Raw genomic sequence first — 17,734 nt, 5'->3', positions numbered from 1 at the left:
ACGCTAGGCGATAGAGTCGAGACAAACAGGCCCAAGGCCTGGCTTGGGCTGAATATCATCCCCGGCACGATGAAGCGGAGGTAAGCGTGGCCAAGGCAGCACCGGCGGAACAGTTGAAATTGCTCGAACTGCAGGGGTTGGATGCGAAGCTCAAATCCTTGGCGAACCGCCGTCGCACTTTGGAGACCGACCCCCGCATCACCGATCTCCAGGACGCCCTCAGCGTGGCCAACGGTGCGCTCGGAACCGCGAAACTTGCTGTCCACGACGCCGAAACAGAGCTACGCAGGTCAGAGGCAGACGTCGAGCAAGTGGCTAGCCGCATTGAGCGGGACGAAGCCAGGTTGAACAGCGGCACCGGACTTTCCAAGGATCTCGTTGCGCTGCAGAGCGATATCGCCTCGCTTAACAAGCGACGTTCGGACCTTGAAGACGTTGAGCTGGAAATCCTGGAACGCCTGGACGGACTCAGGGAGCGTCAAGCCGCGCAACAGCAGATCGTCGATGATATCCAGGGTTCCTTCTCCGGGATCCGTGCCGAGCTGGACACCGCGATCGCCGAGATTGTTGCCGAAGAGACGGATGTGCGCGCCCAGCGGGCCGGCTTCGCCGAAGGTCTCGACGCCGGGATGCTGGCTATCTACGAAAAGACCCTTGCCAAGCGCGGGGTGGGAGCCGCCAGGCTTTTCCACGGGAAGTCCGAAGGCTCGGGAATGACGCTCAGCCCCGGCGACCTTGCCGAGGTCAAAGCCGCGGCCGAAGACGAGATCGTGTTCTGCCCCGATTCCGGCTGCATCCTGGTGCGCTCCGCCGAGTGGAACTAACCATCTGTTCCCCACCCAACTGACTAGCAATTGTTGTCGTTTTCGCGGCTGAAAACGACAACAACTGCGAGTTAGTTGGGGAGGATGATGCTGAGGGTGTGCGGCTTGCGCTCCGTGGCTTCCGTCAACTCCGCAGTCCACAATTCCGAGGCTGCCTTGAGCAGCTGTTCGGGCGTGCCGGGCGCCTTGCCTCGACGGCTCAGCAGGTGCCGGGCCAATTCGCCGCGGGTGTGCTTGGCGAAGTGGCTGACGACGGTGCGTTTGCCATTGGACTCGGAAAAGACGTTGACGGCGACAGTCTGCGCCGGGGGCGGTGCCCAAGCCGCGGCGTAGGTGCTGGAGCGGCAGTCCACGAGCAGCTGGCCCTCCACCCGCGCGGCGAGGGCCTGCGTAAGCTGCGGCTTCCAGAACGACGCGAGGCGCCCGACGTCGGGCAGTGCCGTTCCCATGGACAAGCGGTAGGCCGGCACTTGGTCGCCGAAGCCGATGGCGCCCCACAGGGCGGACACCACGAGGACCGACTCCACCGCCTTGCGGCGCTGCGCCGGTGTGAGGGTCTTGAAGCCAAGCGCGTCGTAGAGAACACCGGAATACACCTGGTGGGCCGGGGCTGCGGGTTCTGCGTGGAGCCGCGTATTGCGTTCGACGTCGTCCTTCAAGGATGCGCCCACCCCCAGGAGTGCGAGGGCGTCCTCGTGCGCGCTGACCAGGCCGAGCGCGTCGAGCACTTTGGCCCGGTAGCTGTTGAGTTCCGGAAAGCTCAGGGACTCCCATTCGACGGCGGAGCCTTCGGCAGCGGGGGTCTTGCCTTCGGAAGGTGGCAACAGAATCAGCACCTGTCGATATTAGCGGTATTGCCGTCGCTGGTTGTCCAGGCAGATCGATTCGGCAGTGCTGTCTGAAAATGCGGGGGGCCCGACGCCGGTAGACTATAGGGCGGATGGGTTGACTAGGCGGCCGCGCGCCACGTGAGTGGCTCGAGGAACGTCCGGGCTCCACAGGGCAGGGTGGTGGGTAACGCCCACTCGGGGTAACCCGCAGGCCAGTGCCACAGAGAACAGACCGCCTGCGTCTGCTTGTGCCAGCACAGGCAGGCAGCAGGTAAGGGTGAAACGGTGGTGTAAGAGACCACCAGCTCCTTGGGTGACCAGGGAGGCTAGGTAAACCCCACCCGGAGCAAGGCCAGACAGGGCACGATCGAGGGCTGCTCGCCCGAGTGTCCGGGTAGGCCGCTGGAGGGCGTCGGCAACGGCGTTCGTAGATGGATGGTCGCCACTCCTTCGCCGGCAACGGCGGGGGAGGACAGAACCCGGCGTATCGGTCAACCCATCCCACAGCCTTGTGTGAGTGATTTCACGCATTCCGGGGGCCAAGGCGCCCCGTGCCAGACCTTAGAATGGACAGCGAACGTAGAAGTTCCACCGCCGGTTCTGCGTTCGCAGCCGGCGGTTTTTCTTTGCAACGTTCGAGGTGTCCGGGCAGACCGAAGTCCCGCCGATGCCAGTGCCGCAGGATTACTCCGGGCGGCCACCATCTACGTACGAGGACGTATGTAGCTGACCCTAGGAAGGTAGTTCTGTGAGCCAGTCATCAGATTCTTGTCTTGATACGTGGATGGGCCGCGAAGCGCTGGCCGAGGCCATGATTCCGGTGATCGGCCGGCTGTACCGTGAGAACAACGTGGTGACCAGCATCCACGGGCGCAGCCTCATCAACAAGTCGTCGATGAACATCCTGAAAGCCCACCGTTTTGCGCGCCGGATGAGCAAGGACGAACTCCTGCTCGAAGAAACCGCGCCGCTACTGAACACACTGGCCGAACTTGAACTCGGGGCCGCTGCGATCGACATCGCCCGCCTGAACGAGAAGTACAAGGCCGAAGCCCCCGGAACGCCCCTGGAAGACTTCCTCCGCGCCGAGCTTGCCGAGGTTGTCGGGCGCCGCGGCGCGGACGACCGGACCAGCACCGACGTCGTGCTCTACGGTTTCGGCCGCATCGGCCGCCTGCTGGCGCGCCTCCTGATCGAAAAGGCCGGCGGGGGCCACGGCCTGCGCCTGCGCGCGATCGTGGTCCGCAAGGGTGCCGAGAACGACCTTGTCAAGCGCGCAAGCCTGCTGCGGCGTGACTCGGTGCATGGTTCCTTCGAGGGCACCATCCGCGTGGACGAGGCCGCCAACACAATTACGGCCAACGGTGTCCAGGTCCAGGTCATCTACTCGGACAACCCCTCCACCGTGGACTACACGGCCTACGGGATCAAGGATGCCCTGGTGGTCGACAACACGGGCCGCTGGCGCGACGCCGAGGGCCTGTCCCAGCACCTGCAGAGCAAGGGTGTCGCGCGGGTGCTGCTCACGGCTCCGGGCAAGGGTGATCTGAAGAACATCGTCCACGGCATCAACCACTCCTCCATCGAGGACACGGACAAGATCGTAACCGCGGCTTCGTGCACCACGAACGCCATCACCCCGGTGCTCAAGGCACTCAACGACAAGTTCGGCGTCATCCACGGGCACGTGGAAACCGTGCACTCGTTCACGAACGACCAGAACCTGATCGACAACTTCCACAAGGGTGACCGCCGCGGCCGCTCGGCTGCCCTGAACATGGTCATCACCGAAACAGGTGCGGCCAAGGCCGTGGCGAAGGCTCTTCCGGAACTGCAGGGCAAGCTGACCGGCAACGCGATCCGCGTTCCCACCCCGGACGTGTCGATGGCCATCCTGAACCTGAACCTTGAAAAGGGAACCACGAAGGAGGAAGTCAACAACTACCTTCGCGAAATGTCCCTGCACTCGGAGCTGCGGAAGCAGATCGACTTCATCGACTCACCCGAGGTCGTCTCCACGGACTTCGTCGGCTCCCGCCGTGCGGGCATCGTGGACGGCCTGGCCACCATCGCCACCGACAAGCACCTCGTGGTCTACGTCTGGTACGACAACGAATTCGGTTACTCCTGCCAGGTAGTGCGCGTCATGGAAGAAATGGCCGGTGTGAACCCGCCATCGTTCCCGGCACGCGGCGTCGCTGTGAACCTTGAACCTAAGGCAACCTTGGAGCCAGCCGGCGTCTAGCCGGCTCCGGCCAACGCGAGGAAAGACACAGGGTATTCCCGGCTGATGCGCTGGTATCAGCCGGGAAACCTGACCAGAATGGACGCATGGAAAGCGAAAAGATTCTGGATCACGAAACAACCCTTGAACACGCACTGGACGTAGCGCGGGCCAACCTCAAGGAAGCCCAACGGCTGCTCGACGAAGCCAAGGCCGCACACGCGGCGGGGGATATCTCCGAGGACAGGGTCATCCAATTGGGGTCCCTTCTCGAGCTGGCGGCCGAAGACCTGAAACGCGTCACCAAGGAGCAGTAGGCCGCCCCTGCACCATGCGCTGTGATTGTTCCGACATTCTGACCTGTCCTCCACACTGTGGATATCAGCGTCGGCGAACAGCGCCTCGACTAGTCTCAAGGGACGTATTCCTGCCCGAAAGGACGCAATCCCTTGAGCGCCACCTGGGCCGCCTATCGACGCGCCCGCCGCCAGTCCCGGCAGGCCTGGGTGCTGCTGATTCTCATCCTCACCGGTGGACTCACGGGCATCGGGTGGTTCTTCACCAACGGCCAGTTCGCAGTTGGCCAGGACCCGATCAATGGACCAACGGAAGCTCCTGTCTTCGACGCGAACTGGATGAAGCCGGTGGAAGCTGTTCAGCCGGTACCGGCTGGTTCGGCCGCTGATGCCTTGGAGGCGCTTCCTGTGAAGGGGCGCGCAGCCAAGGACAACTACGACCGCAACGAATTCGGACAGGCCTGGCTCGACGTCGACCGGAACGGCTGCGATACCAGGAACGACATCCTGAGGCGGGATCTCTCGGCGGCGGAGTTCACGGCAGGCTCCAAATGCAGGATCGCGTCCGGGGAGCTGCGCGAGCCGTACACCGGCCAGGACATCCATTTCCGCAGGGGCTCCGAAAGCAGCTCGGCCGTCCAAATCGATCATGTGGTGGCTCTCGGGGATGCCTGGCAGAAGGGTGCCCCGCAGCTCACTGCCAAACAGCGCCAAAGCCTCGCCAACGACCCCCTCAACCTCATTGCCGTTGACGGTCCGGCCAACGTGAAGAAAGGCGCGGGCGACGCCGCGAGTTGGCTCCCTGCCAACAAGGGCTTTCGCTGCCATTACGTAGCCCGGCAGGTTTCGGTCAAAGCCGCGTACCGGCTCTGGGTCACGCAGGCGGAGAAAGACGCCATGAGGCGCGTCCTGGACTCGTGCCCCGGTCAGCGGACCATCAGGGCGTTGTAGCCGCCTGAGGGCGCGGGAGGCCGCGTCAGGCGTGGTTGCTCCCGGCCGGGGGAAGCACTAGGTGGCCGTGGCCGAGTTGCCAGGCCCCGCCGTCGTCGATCCTTTCCAACACCACCCGCTGAAGCGACGTCTCGCGGGGGAGTCGATCAAGGTTTTCCATGCCCCGCTGCCGGAAGGTGAAGTAGACAGCGTCGTCCGGAGCGTCTGAGCAGTGGTCAAGGGTGAATCGGCGGGCAAAAGCGGCGATGTTGCTGTGCGGCAGCTTCCGGACCAAGTAGGGATCCAGCATCCAGGAGTCGCAGCTCGCCACGGAGACCGCCTTGTCCGGGAAGTATCGGTCAAAGAACTCGCTGGCCTGGCTGAAGCTCGCGTCCACGAGGGTGGGTGAGAGGCCGCCATCCTCGGGGATGTGCACGCCCAGCACCCAGGAGTCGCCAGCGGCGGAAGGGCCTCCCGCATCACTGCGCACAAGGTGAAATTGCAAGCGGCCGATCCGGAAGATGTTTCCGGCCATGTGGAGGGTCAGCCATGCCCACGTGTCCAGGCCGAAGCGACCGTGGACCCGTCGGTTGATCCGAAGGTTCAGTCCTACATCGGCCAGGATCGCGGCGGAGGATTCCGGCGGGATGCCAAGGGAAAGATGATGGCGGTGGACTACCGGCGCGAAACGCAGGAGCGCCTCGATCCAGTCCGTTTCCGTGCAGTCATCCATGGTGGCAGATTTGCTTGGGAAGACCCCCAGACGGGCGTCAAGGCTGGCAAGGGCCCGTCGAGTGCCGTCTCCAGGAGGTGACTCCAGCAGCGAGGCACACCCAAAAGCGTCCTCGCCGTGGATGTCGAGAAGCTTGAACAATTCGTCTTGCGCTATGCCGGTCATCGGTCAGTGTCCGAAGGGATCCGGGTCAACACCCGGCATCCAACTCAGACCGGGAACTCCCCAGCCGTTCTTTTTAGCCTGCTTCATGGCCTTCTTGGCGTAGCGGTCAGCCAGCCGGTCCACATAGAGCTTGCCGTCGAGGTGGTCGAATTCGTGCTGCATGACCCTCGCGAACCAGCCCGTCGCCACGAAATCCACCGGGTTGCCGTAGCCGTCGAAGCCCTGGACACGGGCCCATTCGGCCCTCTGCAGGGGGTAGTGCTCCCCGGGGAATGACAGGCAGCCTTCGACGTCTTCCTCGGGATCGGGAAGGGCGCCGGGGATCTTGGAGAGGGTGAGGACAGGGTTCACCAGGACGCCCTCGTCCGGGGCGTCGTCCTCGTTCGCGTATTTGAAGATGAAGATCCGTTTGCCGACCCCCACCTGGGGTGCGGCCAGCCCGACGCCGTTGGCGGCTTCGTTGGTCTCGAACATGTCGGCAATCAAGGTGCGCAGCTCGTCATCGAACTTTTCCACCTCGCTCGCCCGGCGATGAAGCACGGGCTCGCCCCAGATGGTGACTGGCAGGACGGTCATGTCAGATGTTCCTCTGGTTCTCGGGCCTGGAATGGCCGAAATCGGCCGGGACAAAGCAAAGGCCGCACTGGATAACCAGTACGGCCTTTGGCTGCGATCGATAGACAACTACCGATCCCTTGAGGGTGAGCGACGGGGGTTGAACCCGCGACCTCCTGGACCACAACCAGGCGCTCTGCCAACTGAGCTACGCCCACCATGCGCCTTTTATGCTTTCGGAATGACCCGTTAGCTGCGAAGGCAACGACAAAAACTATACCCCGTCTTAGGGGGTGGTTTTGCCACTTTTGACCGTTTGGCTGAAATTTCCCGAAAAGGTGCCCCAGATCACGTGCTTGCCGGGGTCTCGGGTCCGGCGGCGATCTGCTTGGAAATCTTCTGCGCAGTGGCTGTATCGGGACCGGGAGCCGGAACGAACACGGCCTCGCGGTAGTAGCGCAGTTCGTCGATGGAGTCCTTGATGTCTCCGAGCGCGCGGTGGCCGCCATGTTTGGCGGGCGACTGGAAATACGCGCGGGGGAACCATCGGCGCGAGAGCTCCTTGATGGTGCTCACGTCGATGACCCGGTAGTGGAGGTGTTCAACGATGTTGGGCATGTCCCGGGCGAGGAACATCCGGTCGGTTCCGACTGAGTTGCCGCCCAGCGGTGCCTTTTTCGGATCGGGTACCCACTTCTCGATGTACTCCAGAACGATCGCTTCGGCTTCGTCCATGGTCTTGCCGTGCGGGAGCTCGTCCAGGAGTTTGGAGCGCGTATGCATGTCGCGGACGAAGTCATTCATCTGTTCAAGCGCGGCGTCTTCGGGTTTGATAACGACGTCGACGCCATCGCCCAGGATGTTCAGCTCCGAATCGGTGACCAAGGCCGCGACCTCGATCAGGGCGTCGTTTACCAGGTCGAGACCGGTCATCTCACAGTCGATCCAGACGATGCGTTCATTAGTAATAGGCACCCGTCCAGCCTACCGTTCGGTCGCGTGGGAAGGGTGGCGGGGCGCTTCATTCCGCTCCTAGGGCTTACCGTGGCTGGTAAACTGGGCCGTTGTCGAGCGGTTGTTGCCTGCATCGATGAGCTGGACCAATGTACGTAGGGACTGGAATATCATGACGGCAGGCGGAACGGGCGTGGGCACCTCAAATAGCCGGGATGAGGCAAAGGAACCCGCCGCGCCGTCGGAGAAGGCCGCCGCGAGTCTCTATTCCCCGGATGCCGCGCACATCGGCGCCGGCACCCCCGGCCAGATCAAGGCCTATGTGGCAATCTGGCAAGGGTTTTTTGGATCCCTGATGATCTTCGTCGGGTCGATCGGTGCCGGCTGGATCGCCAACGGATCGCCCATGTTCAGGCACCCTCTTGTCATCGCCCTGCGCACGGAGGGCTGGGGCGTGACGACCTCCACCATCTTGCTGACGGCAGGGGCCATGCTTTTGGTCAGGTCATGGTTGAGGCTCGGGCAAAGGCTCAAGGACTGGGGCCCCGGATCGCTCAGATCCGTGGTTGTCGCTGTTGCGGCGTGGGCGGCGCCCCTGATGTTTGCCGTTCCCATCTATTCGCGCGACGTGTACGCCTACACCGGCCAGGGCAGGCTGGTGCTGGAAGGCCAGAACCCCTACACTGCAGGCATTTCCTCGCTCAGCAACTGGTTTTCCCTGGGCGCCGATCCTGCCTGGGCTGAAGCCAAGACGCCGTACGGGCCCTATTTCCTGTGGCTTGCCAGATGGGTTGTGGGCATCACCGACGCCCAGCCCGATTTTTCCGTGTTGCTCTTCCGCGTGCTTGCGACAGTGGGAGTGCTGCTCTGCGTGGTGTATGTTCCCAGGCTCGCCGAACTGCACGGGATCAATCCCGGCCGAGCACTGTGGATCGCCGTCGCCAACCCCCTCTTTCTCATCAGCTTCGTCGCCAGCGCCCACAACGATGCCCTCATGGTGGGCCTGGCGGTCGCCGGAATGTACTTTGCGGCCACCGGGCGCCACATCACCGGGCTTCTGCTGGTCACGGCTTCCATCGGCATCAAGCCGATCACAGTACTTCTCTTGCCTTTCATAGGCCTCATGTGGGCGGGTCCGGCAGCGAGTTGGGCCCGCAAGTTCCTGTTCTGGGGCGCGACGGCGGGTATCAGCTTTGCCGTCCTGGCGGTGAGCGGAATTCCTTACAACCTTGGCTTTGGATGGGTCTGGGCTATCCTCGATCCGACGCCCGGCTACACGGGATACTCGCCTTCGGGCTTCCTGGGCCAGCAGGTCGAGGTGATCGCCAATCTCCTTGGCATGCCCGGATCCACGGTTGCCACGGGGCTCCGGACCCTCATGAAGTGGGCCGGAATCGGGCTGGTGGTGGTGCTGATGTTCCGCGGTGACTATTCACGGCTGGTGCGACGCGCGGCCCTGGCGTTTGCCGCCGTCGTCATGCTTTCTCCGATTATCCAGCCGTGGTACATCCTGTGGTTCATCCCGCTGCTCGCGGTCACGGGCATCAGGGACGACTGGCAGATCAAGTCTCTCTATGTCGCCGTCACGTTCTTCGTGGCCTTCGGCGCGCAGGACCAGATTTCGGTCCTGTCCTTCGTGGAACTGAACGTCAAGGTGTCCTCCCTCGCCTTCTTGGTGGCCGTGGGATTCACCGTCTACCTGATGGTGTTGGACGTTCACACGCGCAAACTGCTGATCCGCTCCAGCCCTGCGCAACTGCTCCGCAGGCTTGAGCAGCGGCTCAGGCGCTCCGGATAGCGGTTCTTGCGCCGGACTTGCGGCCCAGTTCCAAGGTCCGCTGCACGGACCACCAAAGCAGGACAACTAGAAGCACGTTCCGCGTGGTCAGCACTGTTGCCATCACGGGGTTGGCATGGATCAGCGGCGTGTAGAACAACGGGTAAATCACAAAAGTCGTCATGGCGATCCCCATCAGGAGGGCTGCAGGAACCCGCCAACGATTCCAATGGTGGGTCAGCCCGGCGATAATCACCGGCGCAAGCCAAATGATGAACTGCGGCGAACCCACCTTGTTGAACACGATGAACGCGGTGGTCATCATGAGGGCGCCCTCGAGAAACAACTCTTCAGGCTCGGCACCCCGCCGAAGCGCCCAAAGCAAAAGGGCAGAGCCTGCGACGGCGGCAAGAACCAAGAGCGGCTGCATCATGAACGCCGCCACATTGGCACCCGGTCCGTACACCTCGGTGGAATTGATGGCAACGTTGTCGGCGATTTTGGAACCGCCGACGTTGAGCACGCTCAACCAGACCCAAGGGGTTGAGAACGTGGCTTCGAGTTGCATGCCGCGCTCACCCTGGTTTGTCAGGAAGTCGAGGATATGCGGGAGGCCGCCCGAAAGATAGGCGCCCAGTGCGACGGCGGCAGTTACTACGGCGCCGCATGCGATGATCCGCAGCCTGCGGTGGCTCGCGATGATGATCGGTACCAAAACGGCGGCCGGCCAGACTTTGATCCACGTGGCGATGCTGAGGAGGATGCCCGCCGCCACGGGCCGCGTGGCGGCGTACAGCAACGCGACCAACACGATGGGTGCCGTGATGCCTTCCACGCGGGCAAAGCTGAGGTAGCCCATGAAAGCGGTGAAAAACAGCCACCACCAGGCAGGGGCAATCCCCGTTGTCCTGCGCGGGCCGCGGGTCAAGATGAACAAGCCGGCGGCATTGAGCGCAGTGATGATCAACGTCCACACCAGCAGGTAAGGACCCGGGCCCGCGATGTTGGCCAGGAAGATCGGAATCTGGGCGAGCACCGGGTAGACCCACGGGCTGATGGCTCCATGGAGATCCGCAGGGTTGTAGCCGGCCGTCGCCCACTGGCGGTACTGCTCAGTGTCGCTGAACGTGTTTCCGGACAGGAAGAAACTTGCCATCCAGCCGAGGAAGTACACATGTACGGCGGCGAAACCCCACCAAACGCTGGACGGACGGCCGAACCAGGCGACGGCGGCAGGCGGCAGGACGGCGTCGCGCACGCGGGCGAGCCGGTCAAAGAATCGAACGGAAATCTCAAGACTCCTTGGCAGCGGCGGCCGGTTCGTCGGCCGGGATCTTCTTGCCCAAAAGGTACAGGCGGCGTACAGACCAGCAGAGCAGAATCACCAGCAGGACATTGCGCAAGGTCAACACCAGTGCCATCCAAGGGTTGTTGTGGCTCAGTGCGTCATAGAAGAGGGGGTAGATGAAGTACGTGGCCACCCCAATGGCGATGAGCATCGCCGCGGGCACCCGCCATTCCTTCCAGCTGTGGGCAAGCCCGACGGCGACGGCAGGCGCGAGCCACACCATGAACTGGGGCGACCCGACCTTGTTGAACACGACGAAAGCAGTGGCCATGGTCAGGGAGCCAGCCAACAACAGTTCGGTGCGGTCCGCCCCGCCGGTTCGCTTGCCGTTGTGGAGTGCCCAGAAGGTCAGGGCAGCCACCAGGATCGCGGCCAGGGCGAGAAGGGGCTGCATAAGGAATGACATGAAGGCCGTGCCCGGTCCATCCACCTGCATCGAATTGATGTCGGCGTTCATGTACATCCTCGAGTCGCCAACATGGAGGACCGAGAGCCACAACCAAGGAGTAGTGAAGGTGGCTTCCAGCTGCATGCCGCGATCGCCTTGCTGGGTCAGGAAGTTGAGGAGCTTCGGCAGTTGACCTACGGCGGCCGTGAGGGCGATGACCAATACGCTGGTGAGAATTCCGGCGGCCACCACTTTGGTTCTCTGCTTGACCAAAGTGAACAACGACAGCATGACAGCGGCGGGCCAAACCTTCATCCAGGTGGCAACGCTCAGGAGGGTCGAGGCAATGAAAGGGTGTGACACCCCGTACGCCAAGGCGATCAGCACGATCGGCGCGGTCAACCCATCCACGCGGGCGAATCCCAGGCAACCCATGATGAGGACGAAGACCAGCCACCACCATGCTGCCGGGATGGCTTCGCGGCGACGACCCCACGCTGTGAGCTTGCCGACAGCCAGGCCGTCGAGCACGGTGATCATGAGTACCCACAAAAAGAAGAATGGACCGGGACCTGCGATGCCTGCGATGGCCATTGGCACCAAGGCGAGAACGGGGTAGACCCAAGGACTTGGGCCGCCGCTGAGGTTCTCATCCCGGAACCCAGCAGACGTCCAGTCCCGGTAGATGAAAGTGTCACTGTAGGCCTCGCCGCGCAGGGAAATGACCAGCGCGAACACGAGGAAGATCAAGTGCACAACCCCGAAGAGCGCCAGCAGACCCTTGGGCGAGTTGAGCTTCGCTTCCCATGAAGAGGGAAGAACGCTAAGCCGGTACCGTGTGAGCGCGCTGAAGAATGAGTCCGTGGAAATGGGAGGATCCTTGTCAGGTAGTTATCGTCACAGGGTGCCGTAGGCCGCAGCGGCCGGAGCCGCCATACAATATTGGTTCCATTGAATTTCATGCGGAACCAGCGTGGCTGTGGTCTTCGGCATCAAACCAGAGCCCCGCCCATCTTATCTCAGGCCACTTTCTCGGGCAGACCCACGGTCTGCTTGGCCCCGGGAAGCCAAGGGCGGCGATGCTACAGTTGCAATAATCCATGGCAGCCGGCAGTGCCACTTTGGCCCGGATGCGGCAGGGAACCGGACAGGATTTTGTTGATGGTGACGTCGAAGTTTCGTGAGCGTGAGGTGGGGAGTTCGTTGGCTCATCCAGAGGCGCTTGGCGATTCCAACGCCCCGGTACACGGCACCCGGATAGCCAAAGCGGCGAGGACGGCGATCCTCCAAGGGTTCATCGGTTCGTTGCTCATGGTGGCAGGCTCGATCGGTGTCGGCTGGATGGCGACAACCAGCGGCTCCCTTATCCGTACGCCCCTCTTCATCATGGCCAGGACATCTCCGGTTGGAGTGATCTTCTGCACCGTGATGCTCTGCCTCGGCGCACTCCTGCTCCTGCGTTCTTGGCTGCGCATTGCCCAGCGGATCGGCGGATGGAACCCGTCCTCGCGTCCTGTGCTCCGGCGCGCATTGTGGATGTGGGCCATCCCGATGATGTTCAGTTTGCCGTTGTTCAGCAGGGACGCCTATGCCTACATCGGCCAGGGCCGGCTCATGGAGCAGGGACTGAACCCATATACCAACGGCATCTCGGCCCTGAGCAACTACTTTTCACTCGGACCAGACAAATTGTGGACGGAAGCGCCTACGCCTTACGGCCCGCTATGGCTCTGGATCGAACAGGGTGCCGTGTGGGTGAGCGCCGGTGTCCCCGAGCTTGCGCTGATTCCCTTCCGCCTGGCTGCCCTCGCCGGGGTGGTCCTGCTCGCTGTCTACGTTCCCCGTTTGGCTGCGCTCCACGGCGTGAACCCGGACCGGGCGCTCTGGCTTGGGGTCCTCAACCCGGTTCTCTTGATCAACTTCATCGCCAGCGCGCACAACGACTCGTTGATGTTGGGACTGGTTGTTGCCGGACTGTACTTCGCCTCGGTCAAACGACCCGTGCTTGGAATCGTGCTGATCACGGCCTCGATCGCCATCAAGCCGATTACTTTGATTGCCTTGCCTTTTGCGGGGCTGCTGTGGGCGGGTGCCCGTGCCGGCTGGGGCCGCAGAATGCTCTGCTGGACGGCGACCTTGGGCTTGTCCTTAGTCCTACTGGCCGCCGCAGGACTGGTGAACGGCCTGGGATTTGGCTGGCTCGGCGCCCTCCAGACTCCCGGCGCCGTCTGGATCTGGTATGCGCCAGTGGGTTTGCTGGCACATACGGCGGGATTCGTCGTCGGACTGTTCGGGGGGCCGGGCGTTCCCGTGACGGATATCATCCAAACCGTCGGAACGGCGGTCTCGGCGCTTGCTATCGTCTGGCTCGCCGTACGGACGCCCGGCCGCGGGATCGGTATGCCTGCGCCGATCGACGCCGAACCCGAGTTCAACAAGACCGTGCTTCGCCGGATGGCCTGGGCTTTCGCCGCCGTCGTCGTCTTGGCGCCCGTCATCCAGCCTTGGTACATGGTGTGGCTGCTCGTGTTCTTCACCGTGACGGGGATCGCGGACGGCGCCCAGCTCCGCACGGTCTTCTATTTGACGGCGTTCTTCACCCTTATCGCCCTGACAGACCAATTGAGCGTCTTCCAGTGGATCCCCATCGAGGTGGTGCGCGGAGTGGCCATCGCCATCGCGGTCTCCTTCATCGCCTACTTGGTGTTCTTTGACAAGAAGACCCACGTGCTGTTCCGCCCGCGTCGCGGGATTTTGAAGCTCAAGCTCAAACCGAAGTCCTGAGCCTTTCACCCAAGGTGTTTCATCGCTTCACGCAGGGATAACCGGCTCAGCATGGGCCGTCGGGTTTCCACGTAGCTCAGTACCCACTCAGGATCGGTCTTGGCGTACTCCCGCAGGGTCCAGCCGATTGCTTTCCTGATGAAGAACTCCTTGTCAGCCAGATTGGCGTCAAGCACCGTGGCGAGAAGCTCTTGGTCCGTGGCCGTCTTTGCCTTGAGCTGGGAGGTGATGGCTGCGCGGCGGATCCAGAAGTCCGGGTCGCTTGCCCATGTCCTCAAGAGCGGAGTCAGCGTGCTCCGGTGGTGTTGTAGAAGGGCGCAAATGCGGTCGGAAACGCCGTCAACGAAGTCCCACCATGCGCCGGTCCGGATGATTTCTTCATATAGGGGCAACATCTCCAGATCCGTGGCCACGGACTTGAGCGAGGTCAGATCGATGGCCGCGTAGCGTTCTTCCCGCCATGTAGCTTCCCGCCACATCAGCCGGACATCGTCACGAAGTTCGGCGGGGGACTCGAAGGGGAGTTCTTTCGCGGTCGCGAGGACGATCCGGCGGACTGCGGGGACCTTGACCCCGAGCGAAGGCATGGATGATTTCATGTACGACTGTGCCGCTTTCGCACGGTCCGGGTCTGCCTCTGCCTGGAGGCGTTCACGAATGATGGCGAGTCTTCGGTGTTCCATATCGCGACTTTAGGACACTCGTGGGCGGGTTCGGACACGCCTCCCCGGTTGACTGCGATGAAGAGGCCCCTAGAGTGGGTTGAAGAGTTCGTCCGGCGGCCGGTCCGGCCCCCTGTTCTTGATGCTTGGAGGCCTCTGATGTCCATGGTGAAGACGCCAGAAGAGATTGCGCTCATGCGCGAAGCCGGAAGGGTGGTTGCCAACACGCTTTCGGCAGTTCGCTCGCACGCCGGGGTTGGTGTGTCGCTCAAGGAACTGGACGAGGTTGCGGCCGCTTTCATGGAGGCCGCCGGAGCCAAGCCGGCGTTCCTGAATTACCGCCCGCGGTGGGCGTCCACGCCTTTTTCAGGGGTCATCTGCACGAGCGTCAACGATGCCGTGGTGCATGGCATCCCGGACGGATATGTGTTGCAGGACGGGGATCTGTTGAGCGTCGATTGCGGGGCATTCGTGGAGGGTTGGTGCGGGGACGCGGCAGTCAGCTTCATCGTGGGCACCGCGGATCCGGTGGACCAGGAGTTGATCGATGCCACGGACGCCGCCCTCGCCCGCGGAATCGACGCCGCCCGGATTGGAAACAAGATGGGCGACCTTGCGTACGCCATCGGCGGAGAAGCCAAGCGCAGCGGCTACGGGATCCTTGCCGATCACGGTGGGCACGGCATTGGCCGGACCATGCACGCCGAGCCGAGTGTGCCGAACATCGGACGGCCGGGCCGCGGGGTGAAGCTCGTGGAGGGCTTGGTGATTGCCATCGAGCCGATGTTGATCCTCGGTGGTAGTGACGACTACTACCACGACGACGACCAGTGGACCCTGCGCTCCGCCACCGGCCGCCGTGCGGCGCATAGCGAACACACCGTGGCGATCACCGCTGATGGACCGCTTGTCTTGACACTGCCTTAGCCGGGTTGCTTCTGAATGCGGAACCCCGGAAATCAGCGCCGCAGGCGCATGACCGCCCTACCGGGGACCGCCGTGGAAACTGTAGAGAAGCCAGCCGCACCGAACAACTTCACAGTTCCCTGGTAGAGATCGGCCGAACCGGCCTTGGGCCGTAGCAAGGGATCCACGGGGTATCCTTCGATGATTTCGGCACCATGCGCGAAGGCATGCCCGACGGCGGCGTCCAGCAATGCGGCCGCCACCCCGCTCCGGCGGTGGCCGGGAGAAACCACGAAACAACTCACCGACCAAACTCCCGGGCCTTCAGCGGCACTTGCTCCCGCGGCCTTGAGGATCTGGGATCGCTCGATGCGCGGATAGCACTGGCGCGGTTCCACGGCGCACCAGCCCACTGCTTCGCCGCCCCGGAACGCCAGGACGCCTGGTTCGGGGCCGTTGTCGAATTTGGCTTTAAGCTGTTCCTTCCGAACCTCGGGTGGAGTGGTCTTCCAATCCTGCCCGGGGAGGGCGAACCACCGGCACCAACAGCGCGAAGGCTCGCCGCGGACGCCGAATAGCCTTTCAACATCGGGCCAGCTTGCAGGGCCCGTCGTGATGGCTGCGGAGCCGGCGAGGTTCAGGACCATAGGAACAGCGTAGAACGCTGCGAGGGCGGACGACCCAGGCTGTCTTGGCCTCTGGCCGCGGGTCTTCACGGCTGACGAAAACCAAGAGCGGCTCTGAACTACGTTTCCGCAGCTCAGAGCCGCTCTTTGCGTGCCCCGGGAGGGAATCGAACCCCCGACCAAGAGATTAGAAGGCTCCTGCTCTATCCTCTGAGCTACCGAGGCAGGCGACGCACGCACAGCACGTGGCTGAGGCGCCATCAAGAGTTTACATTGCGGCGGCTGCCTGTGAAGTCGGCTCGGTTTCGACCGTGACTCTTCCCCCACAGGTGGCCGTTGCGTCGGGCTATCCACATACGTGAACTAGGTACTGCCGCGGAAGTTCGCCGCACGTGAAGCTGAAGGAGCCAGGCAGGCAGCTCAACTCACGTTAGGACAAGACCATGAATGACATCATCACAGTCCGGGGATTCGTTGCCACGGAACCCAAGAGTTCGACGACACCCGGCGGGACGGGGACGGCTTCGTTCCGGCTGGGCTCCACGGCGCGCAGGTTCGACCGCGCGAACGATGTCTGGGTGGATGGCAACACCAATTGGTTCAGCGTCCAGGCGTTCAGGCATCTCGCGGGAAACATCGGATGCAGCGTCAAGAAGGGCCAGCGGGTCATCGTGGTCGGAAAACTCAAGTTGAGGCAATGGGAACACGACGGCAAGATCTACCACGTTGCCGAAATCGTCGCCGAAACGGTGGGGCATGACCTCATGTGGGGCTCGGCGAACTTCATCCGGACCAGCGGTGGCACCGGCCCGCAAAGCACGCCCGCGGCCGCTGAGGCGGAGGCGGAGAACCCATGGCCCTCGGCTGATGAAGAGGGTGAAGACGGCCCGCATGACGACGAGGACGGTAGTGCCGCAACCGAGCGGGAAGTTATCTTTTCGGCCAGAGAAGGCGATGAGTCGGTTCTCGTTGATACTCACACGGGAGAACTTGTCGACGCCCGGGCTTGAAATGACGTGGCGCTTGAAATGACGTGGCGCCTGAAATGACGCGAGGCCTGAGATGACGCGGCGCCTGAAACAGTGGATGCCGCGGACGTCTGCGATGCCATGCGGCGCGGCGGGTAGTACGCCGCATGGCAGAATAGCCGGGTGATGAGCAGGGGAATGCCGCAAAAACCATTAGGACGCCGCCACGCGGCCGGAAGCCCGGGTTTGCTGCTTGCGGTGCCGTTACTCGTGGCCTGGCTGGTGGCCGGCTGCACGGCGCCTGCTCCAGTGGTGTCAGGAAACACGGCGGTTTCATCGCCTGTTTCATCGCCTGCTTCGTCGCCTTCCCCATCCAGCACGGCCAGTGCCGGTCCCGCTGTCACACCCGGTGCCGGAAGCCCGTCGGCATCGGCTTCGCTCAGCCCTGGCACTGCCTCCCTGAAGCAGACCATGGAGTCCGTACTCAAAACCATTGCCGCCGCAACCCCCAAACCGGCACAAGATGCATTGCGATCGCAACTCGTTTCGGCCGGGATCTCCGCGTCTGCTGTGGAGGTATCCGCGAGCAAGACACCGACGGGACTGGACGTCGACGCTATCGAGGCCGCCGCCAGGCTGGATAAGGACTGCGTCATGGGCGAGATCAGGGACGGCCAGGTTTCGGTGTCGGTCCTACCCGTGTTGGCCAGCGGCAAATGCTTCGTCGGGGATTCCCGCTAGCAGGGCCGAATGTGAGTTATGCC

At 62.9% G+C, this 17,734-nt stretch carries 18 protein-coding genes, 2 tRNA genes and 1 other RNA gene; 10 read left to right on the top strand and 11 right to left on the bottom strand.

Annotated features, from left to right (window positions below):
• The first annotated feature begins 86 nt into the window (after positions 1-86).
• A complete protein-coding gene (locus tag ACSKT0_RS15365) occupies positions 87-824 on the top strand; it encodes a zinc ribbon domain-containing protein (protein WP_437770570.1) in 738 nt (245 codons plus the stop codon).
• Positions 825-895: 71 nt separating this feature from the next.
• Here ACSKT0_RS15365 and ACSKT0_RS15360 read toward each other — a convergent pair whose 3' ends face one another.
• Positions 896-1,660 carry a YaaA family protein gene (locus ACSKT0_RS15360; RefSeq protein WP_437770569.1) on the bottom strand — a complete coding sequence of 255 codons (765 nt, stop codon included), beginning with the start codon at positions 1,658-1,660 and terminating at the stop codon, positions 896-898.
• A gap of 105 nt (positions 1,661-1,765) precedes the next feature.
• Between ACSKT0_RS15360 and rnpB the strand changes: the two genes are divergently transcribed.
• The 4 genes from rnpB (at position 1,766) to ACSKT0_RS15340 (ending at position 5,125) form a co-directional block, all read left to right on the top strand.
• An RNA gene (gene rnpB, locus ACSKT0_RS15355) (RNase P RNA component class A) lies at positions 1,766-2,157 on the top strand.
• Between the two features lie 281 nt (positions 2,158-2,438).
• Positions 2,439-3,899 carry a glyceraldehyde-3-phosphate dehydrogenase gene (locus ACSKT0_RS15350; protein ID WP_437774045.1) on the top strand — a complete coding sequence of 487 codons (1,461 nt, stop codon included), beginning with the start codon at positions 2,439-2,441 and terminating at the stop codon, positions 3,897-3,899.
• Between the two features lie 86 nt (positions 3,900-3,985).
• A complete protein-coding gene (locus ACSKT0_RS15345) occupies positions 3,986-4,195 on the top strand; it encodes a hypothetical protein (RefSeq protein WP_236811458.1) in 210 nt (69 codons plus the stop codon).
• Between the two features lie 132 nt (positions 4,196-4,327).
• Complete coding sequence (locus ACSKT0_RS15340) at positions 4,328-5,125, top strand: HNH endonuclease family protein (RefSeq protein WP_437770568.1); 798 nt, start codon at positions 4,328-4,330, stop codon at positions 5,123-5,125.
• Positions 5,126-5,150: 25 nt separating this feature from the next.
• Here ACSKT0_RS15340 and ACSKT0_RS15335 read toward each other — a convergent pair whose 3' ends face one another.
• From ACSKT0_RS15335 to orn, 4 genes are all read right to left on the bottom strand, one after another.
• Complete coding sequence (locus ACSKT0_RS15335) at positions 5,151-6,002, bottom strand: acyltransferase domain-containing protein (RefSeq protein WP_437770567.1); 852 nt, start codon at positions 6,000-6,002, stop codon at positions 5,151-5,153.
• Between the two features lie 3 nt (positions 6,003-6,005).
• A complete protein-coding gene (gene def, locus ACSKT0_RS15330) occupies positions 6,006-6,578 on the bottom strand; it encodes a peptide deformylase (RefSeq protein WP_437770566.1) in 573 nt (190 codons plus the stop codon).
• Positions 6,579-6,702: 124 nt separating this feature from the next.
• Positions 6,703-6,775: transfer RNA gene (locus tag ACSKT0_RS15325), tRNA-His, on the bottom strand.
• Between the two features lie 130 nt (positions 6,776-6,905).
• Positions 6,906-7,490, bottom strand: a complete 585-nt coding sequence (orn, locus tag ACSKT0_RS15320; RefSeq protein WP_437774044.1) for an oligoribonuclease — start codon at positions 7,488-7,490, stop codon at positions 6,906-6,908.
• A 193-nt stretch (positions 7,491-7,683) separates the two neighbouring features.
• Here orn and mptB (ACSKT0_RS15315) point away from each other — a divergent pair, with 193 nt between their 5' ends.
• Positions 7,684-9,309, top strand: coding sequence for a polyprenol phosphomannose-dependent alpha 1,6 mannosyltransferase MptB (gene mptB, locus ACSKT0_RS15315; protein ID WP_437774043.1), 1,626 nt, complete (start codon positions 7,684-7,686; stop codon positions 9,307-9,309).
• Here mptB (ACSKT0_RS15315) and ACSKT0_RS15310 read toward each other — a convergent pair.
• Both ACSKT0_RS15310 and ACSKT0_RS15305 read right to left on the bottom strand, forming a co-directional pair.
• On the bottom strand, positions 9,293-10,546 hold the full coding sequence (locus ACSKT0_RS15310; RefSeq protein WP_437770565.1) for a glycosyltransferase 87 family protein: 1,254 nt from the start codon (positions 10,544-10,546) through the stop codon (positions 9,293-9,295). The genes mptB (ACSKT0_RS15315) and ACSKT0_RS15310 overlap by 17 nt on opposite strands.
• A gap of 34 nt (positions 10,547-10,580) precedes the next feature.
• The gene (locus tag ACSKT0_RS15305; protein ID WP_437774042.1) at positions 10,581-11,894 is read right to left on the bottom strand and encodes a glycosyltransferase 87 family protein; all 1,314 of its coding nucleotides are present in this window, start codon (positions 11,892-11,894) and stop codon (positions 10,581-10,583) included.
• A 291-nt stretch (positions 11,895-12,185) separates the two neighbouring features.
• On the opposite strand from ACSKT0_RS15305, the gene mptB (ACSKT0_RS15300) reads away from it, so the two are divergent.
• The gene (gene mptB / locus ACSKT0_RS15300) at positions 12,186-13,808 is read left to right on the top strand and encodes a polyprenol phosphomannose-dependent alpha 1,6 mannosyltransferase MptB (protein WP_437770564.1); all 1,623 of its coding nucleotides are present in this window, start codon (positions 12,186-12,188) and stop codon (positions 13,806-13,808) included.
• Between the two features lie 5 nt (positions 13,809-13,813).
• Here the strand turns inward: mptB (ACSKT0_RS15300) and ACSKT0_RS15295 are convergent, their stop codons facing one another.
• The gene (locus ACSKT0_RS15295; RefSeq protein ID WP_437770563.1) at positions 13,814-14,491 is read right to left on the bottom strand and encodes a DNA alkylation repair protein; all 678 of its coding nucleotides are present in this window, start codon (positions 14,489-14,491) and stop codon (positions 13,814-13,816) included.
• A 138-nt stretch (positions 14,492-14,629) separates the two neighbouring features.
• On the opposite strand from ACSKT0_RS15295, the gene map reads away from it, so the two are divergent.
• Positions 14,630-15,397: a type I methionyl aminopeptidase gene (map, locus tag ACSKT0_RS15290; RefSeq protein ID WP_437770562.1), complete on the top strand. Its 768-nt coding sequence runs from the start codon at positions 14,630-14,632 to the stop codon at positions 15,395-15,397.
• A gap of 32 nt (positions 15,398-15,429) precedes the next feature.
• On the opposite strand, the gene ACSKT0_RS15285 is transcribed toward map, so the two are convergent.
• Positions 15,430-16,023, bottom strand: a complete 594-nt coding sequence (locus tag ACSKT0_RS15285) for a GNAT family N-acetyltransferase (RefSeq protein WP_437770561.1) — start codon at positions 16,021-16,023, stop codon at positions 15,430-15,432.
• Between the two features lie 131 nt (positions 16,024-16,154).
• A tRNA-Arg gene (locus ACSKT0_RS15280) sits at positions 16,155-16,227 on the bottom strand.
• Between the two features lie 218 nt (positions 16,228-16,445).
• On the opposite strand from ACSKT0_RS15280, the gene ACSKT0_RS15275 reads away from it, so the two are divergent.
• The gene (locus ACSKT0_RS15275; protein WP_437770560.1) at positions 16,446-17,012 is read left to right on the top strand and encodes a single-stranded DNA-binding protein; all 567 of its coding nucleotides are present in this window, start codon (positions 16,446-16,448) and stop codon (positions 17,010-17,012) included.
• On the opposite strand, the gene ACSKT0_RS15270 is transcribed toward ACSKT0_RS15275, so the two are convergent.
• Entirely contained in the window at positions 16,979-17,422 is a 444-nt protein-coding gene (locus ACSKT0_RS15270; RefSeq protein ID WP_437770559.1) for a hypothetical protein, read from the bottom strand. The genes ACSKT0_RS15275 and ACSKT0_RS15270 overlap by 34 nt on opposite strands.
• Positions 17,423-17,441: 19 nt before the next feature.
• On the opposite strand from ACSKT0_RS15270, the gene ACSKT0_RS15265 reads away from it, so the two are divergent.
• Complete coding sequence (locus tag ACSKT0_RS15265) at positions 17,442-17,711, top strand: DUF6993 domain-containing protein (RefSeq protein WP_437770558.1); 270 nt, start codon at positions 17,442-17,444, stop codon at positions 17,709-17,711.
• Positions 17,712-17,734 lie beyond the last annotated feature (23 nt).

The organism is Arthrobacter sp. KNU40, from assembly GCF_051515115.1.
Classification (GTDB): Bacteria; Actinomycetota; Actinomycetes; order Actinomycetales; family Micrococcaceae; genus Arthrobacter.
Note: the sequence above shows the minus strand (reverse complement) of the source record. Positions and strands in the feature narration are given on the sequence as shown.

Excerpts from the sequence above, each read along its gene's own strand:
- ACSKT0_RS15350 (WP_437774045.1), top strand. The coding sequence starts at position 2,439 with ATGGGCCGCGAAGCGCTGGCCGAGGCCATGATTCCGGTGATCGGCCGG.
- ACSKT0_RS15345 (WP_236811458.1), top strand. The coding sequence starts at position 3,986 with ATGGAAAGCGAAAAGATTCTGGATCACGAAACAACCCTTGAACACGCA.
- ACSKT0_RS15335 (WP_437770567.1), bottom strand. The coding sequence starts at position 6,002 with ATGACCGGCATAGCGCAAGACGAATTGTTCAAGCTTCTCGACATCCAC.
- def (WP_437770566.1), bottom strand. The coding sequence starts at position 6,578 with ATGACCGTCCTGCCAGTCACCATCTGGGGCGAGCCCGTGCTTCATCGC.
- orn (WP_437774044.1), bottom strand. The coding sequence starts at position 7,490 with ATGACCGGTCTCGACCTGGTAAACGACGCCCTGATCGAGGTCGCGGCC.
- mptB (WP_437774043.1), top strand. The coding sequence starts at position 7,684 with ATGACGGCAGGCGGAACGGGCGTGGGCACCTCAAATAGCCGGGATGAG.
- mptB (WP_437770564.1), top strand. The coding sequence starts at position 12,186 with ATGGTGACGTCGAAGTTTCGTGAGCGTGAGGTGGGGAGTTCGTTGGCT.
- ACSKT0_RS15295 (WP_437770563.1), bottom strand. The coding sequence starts at position 14,491 with ATGGAACACCGAAGACTCGCCATCATTCGTGAACGCCTCCAGGCAGAG.
- map (WP_437770562.1), top strand. The coding sequence starts at position 14,630 with ATGTCCATGGTGAAGACGCCAGAAGAGATTGCGCTCATGCGCGAAGCC.
- ACSKT0_RS15285 (WP_437770561.1), bottom strand. The coding sequence starts at position 16,023 with ATGGTCCTGAACCTCGCCGGCTCCGCAGCCATCACGACGGGCCCTGCA.
- ACSKT0_RS15275 (WP_437770560.1), top strand. The coding sequence starts at position 16,446 with ATGAATGACATCATCACAGTCCGGGGATTCGTTGCCACGGAACCCAAG.
- ACSKT0_RS15265 (WP_437770558.1), top strand. The coding sequence starts at position 17,442 with ATGGAGTCCGTACTCAAAACCATTGCCGCCGCAACCCCCAAACCGGCA.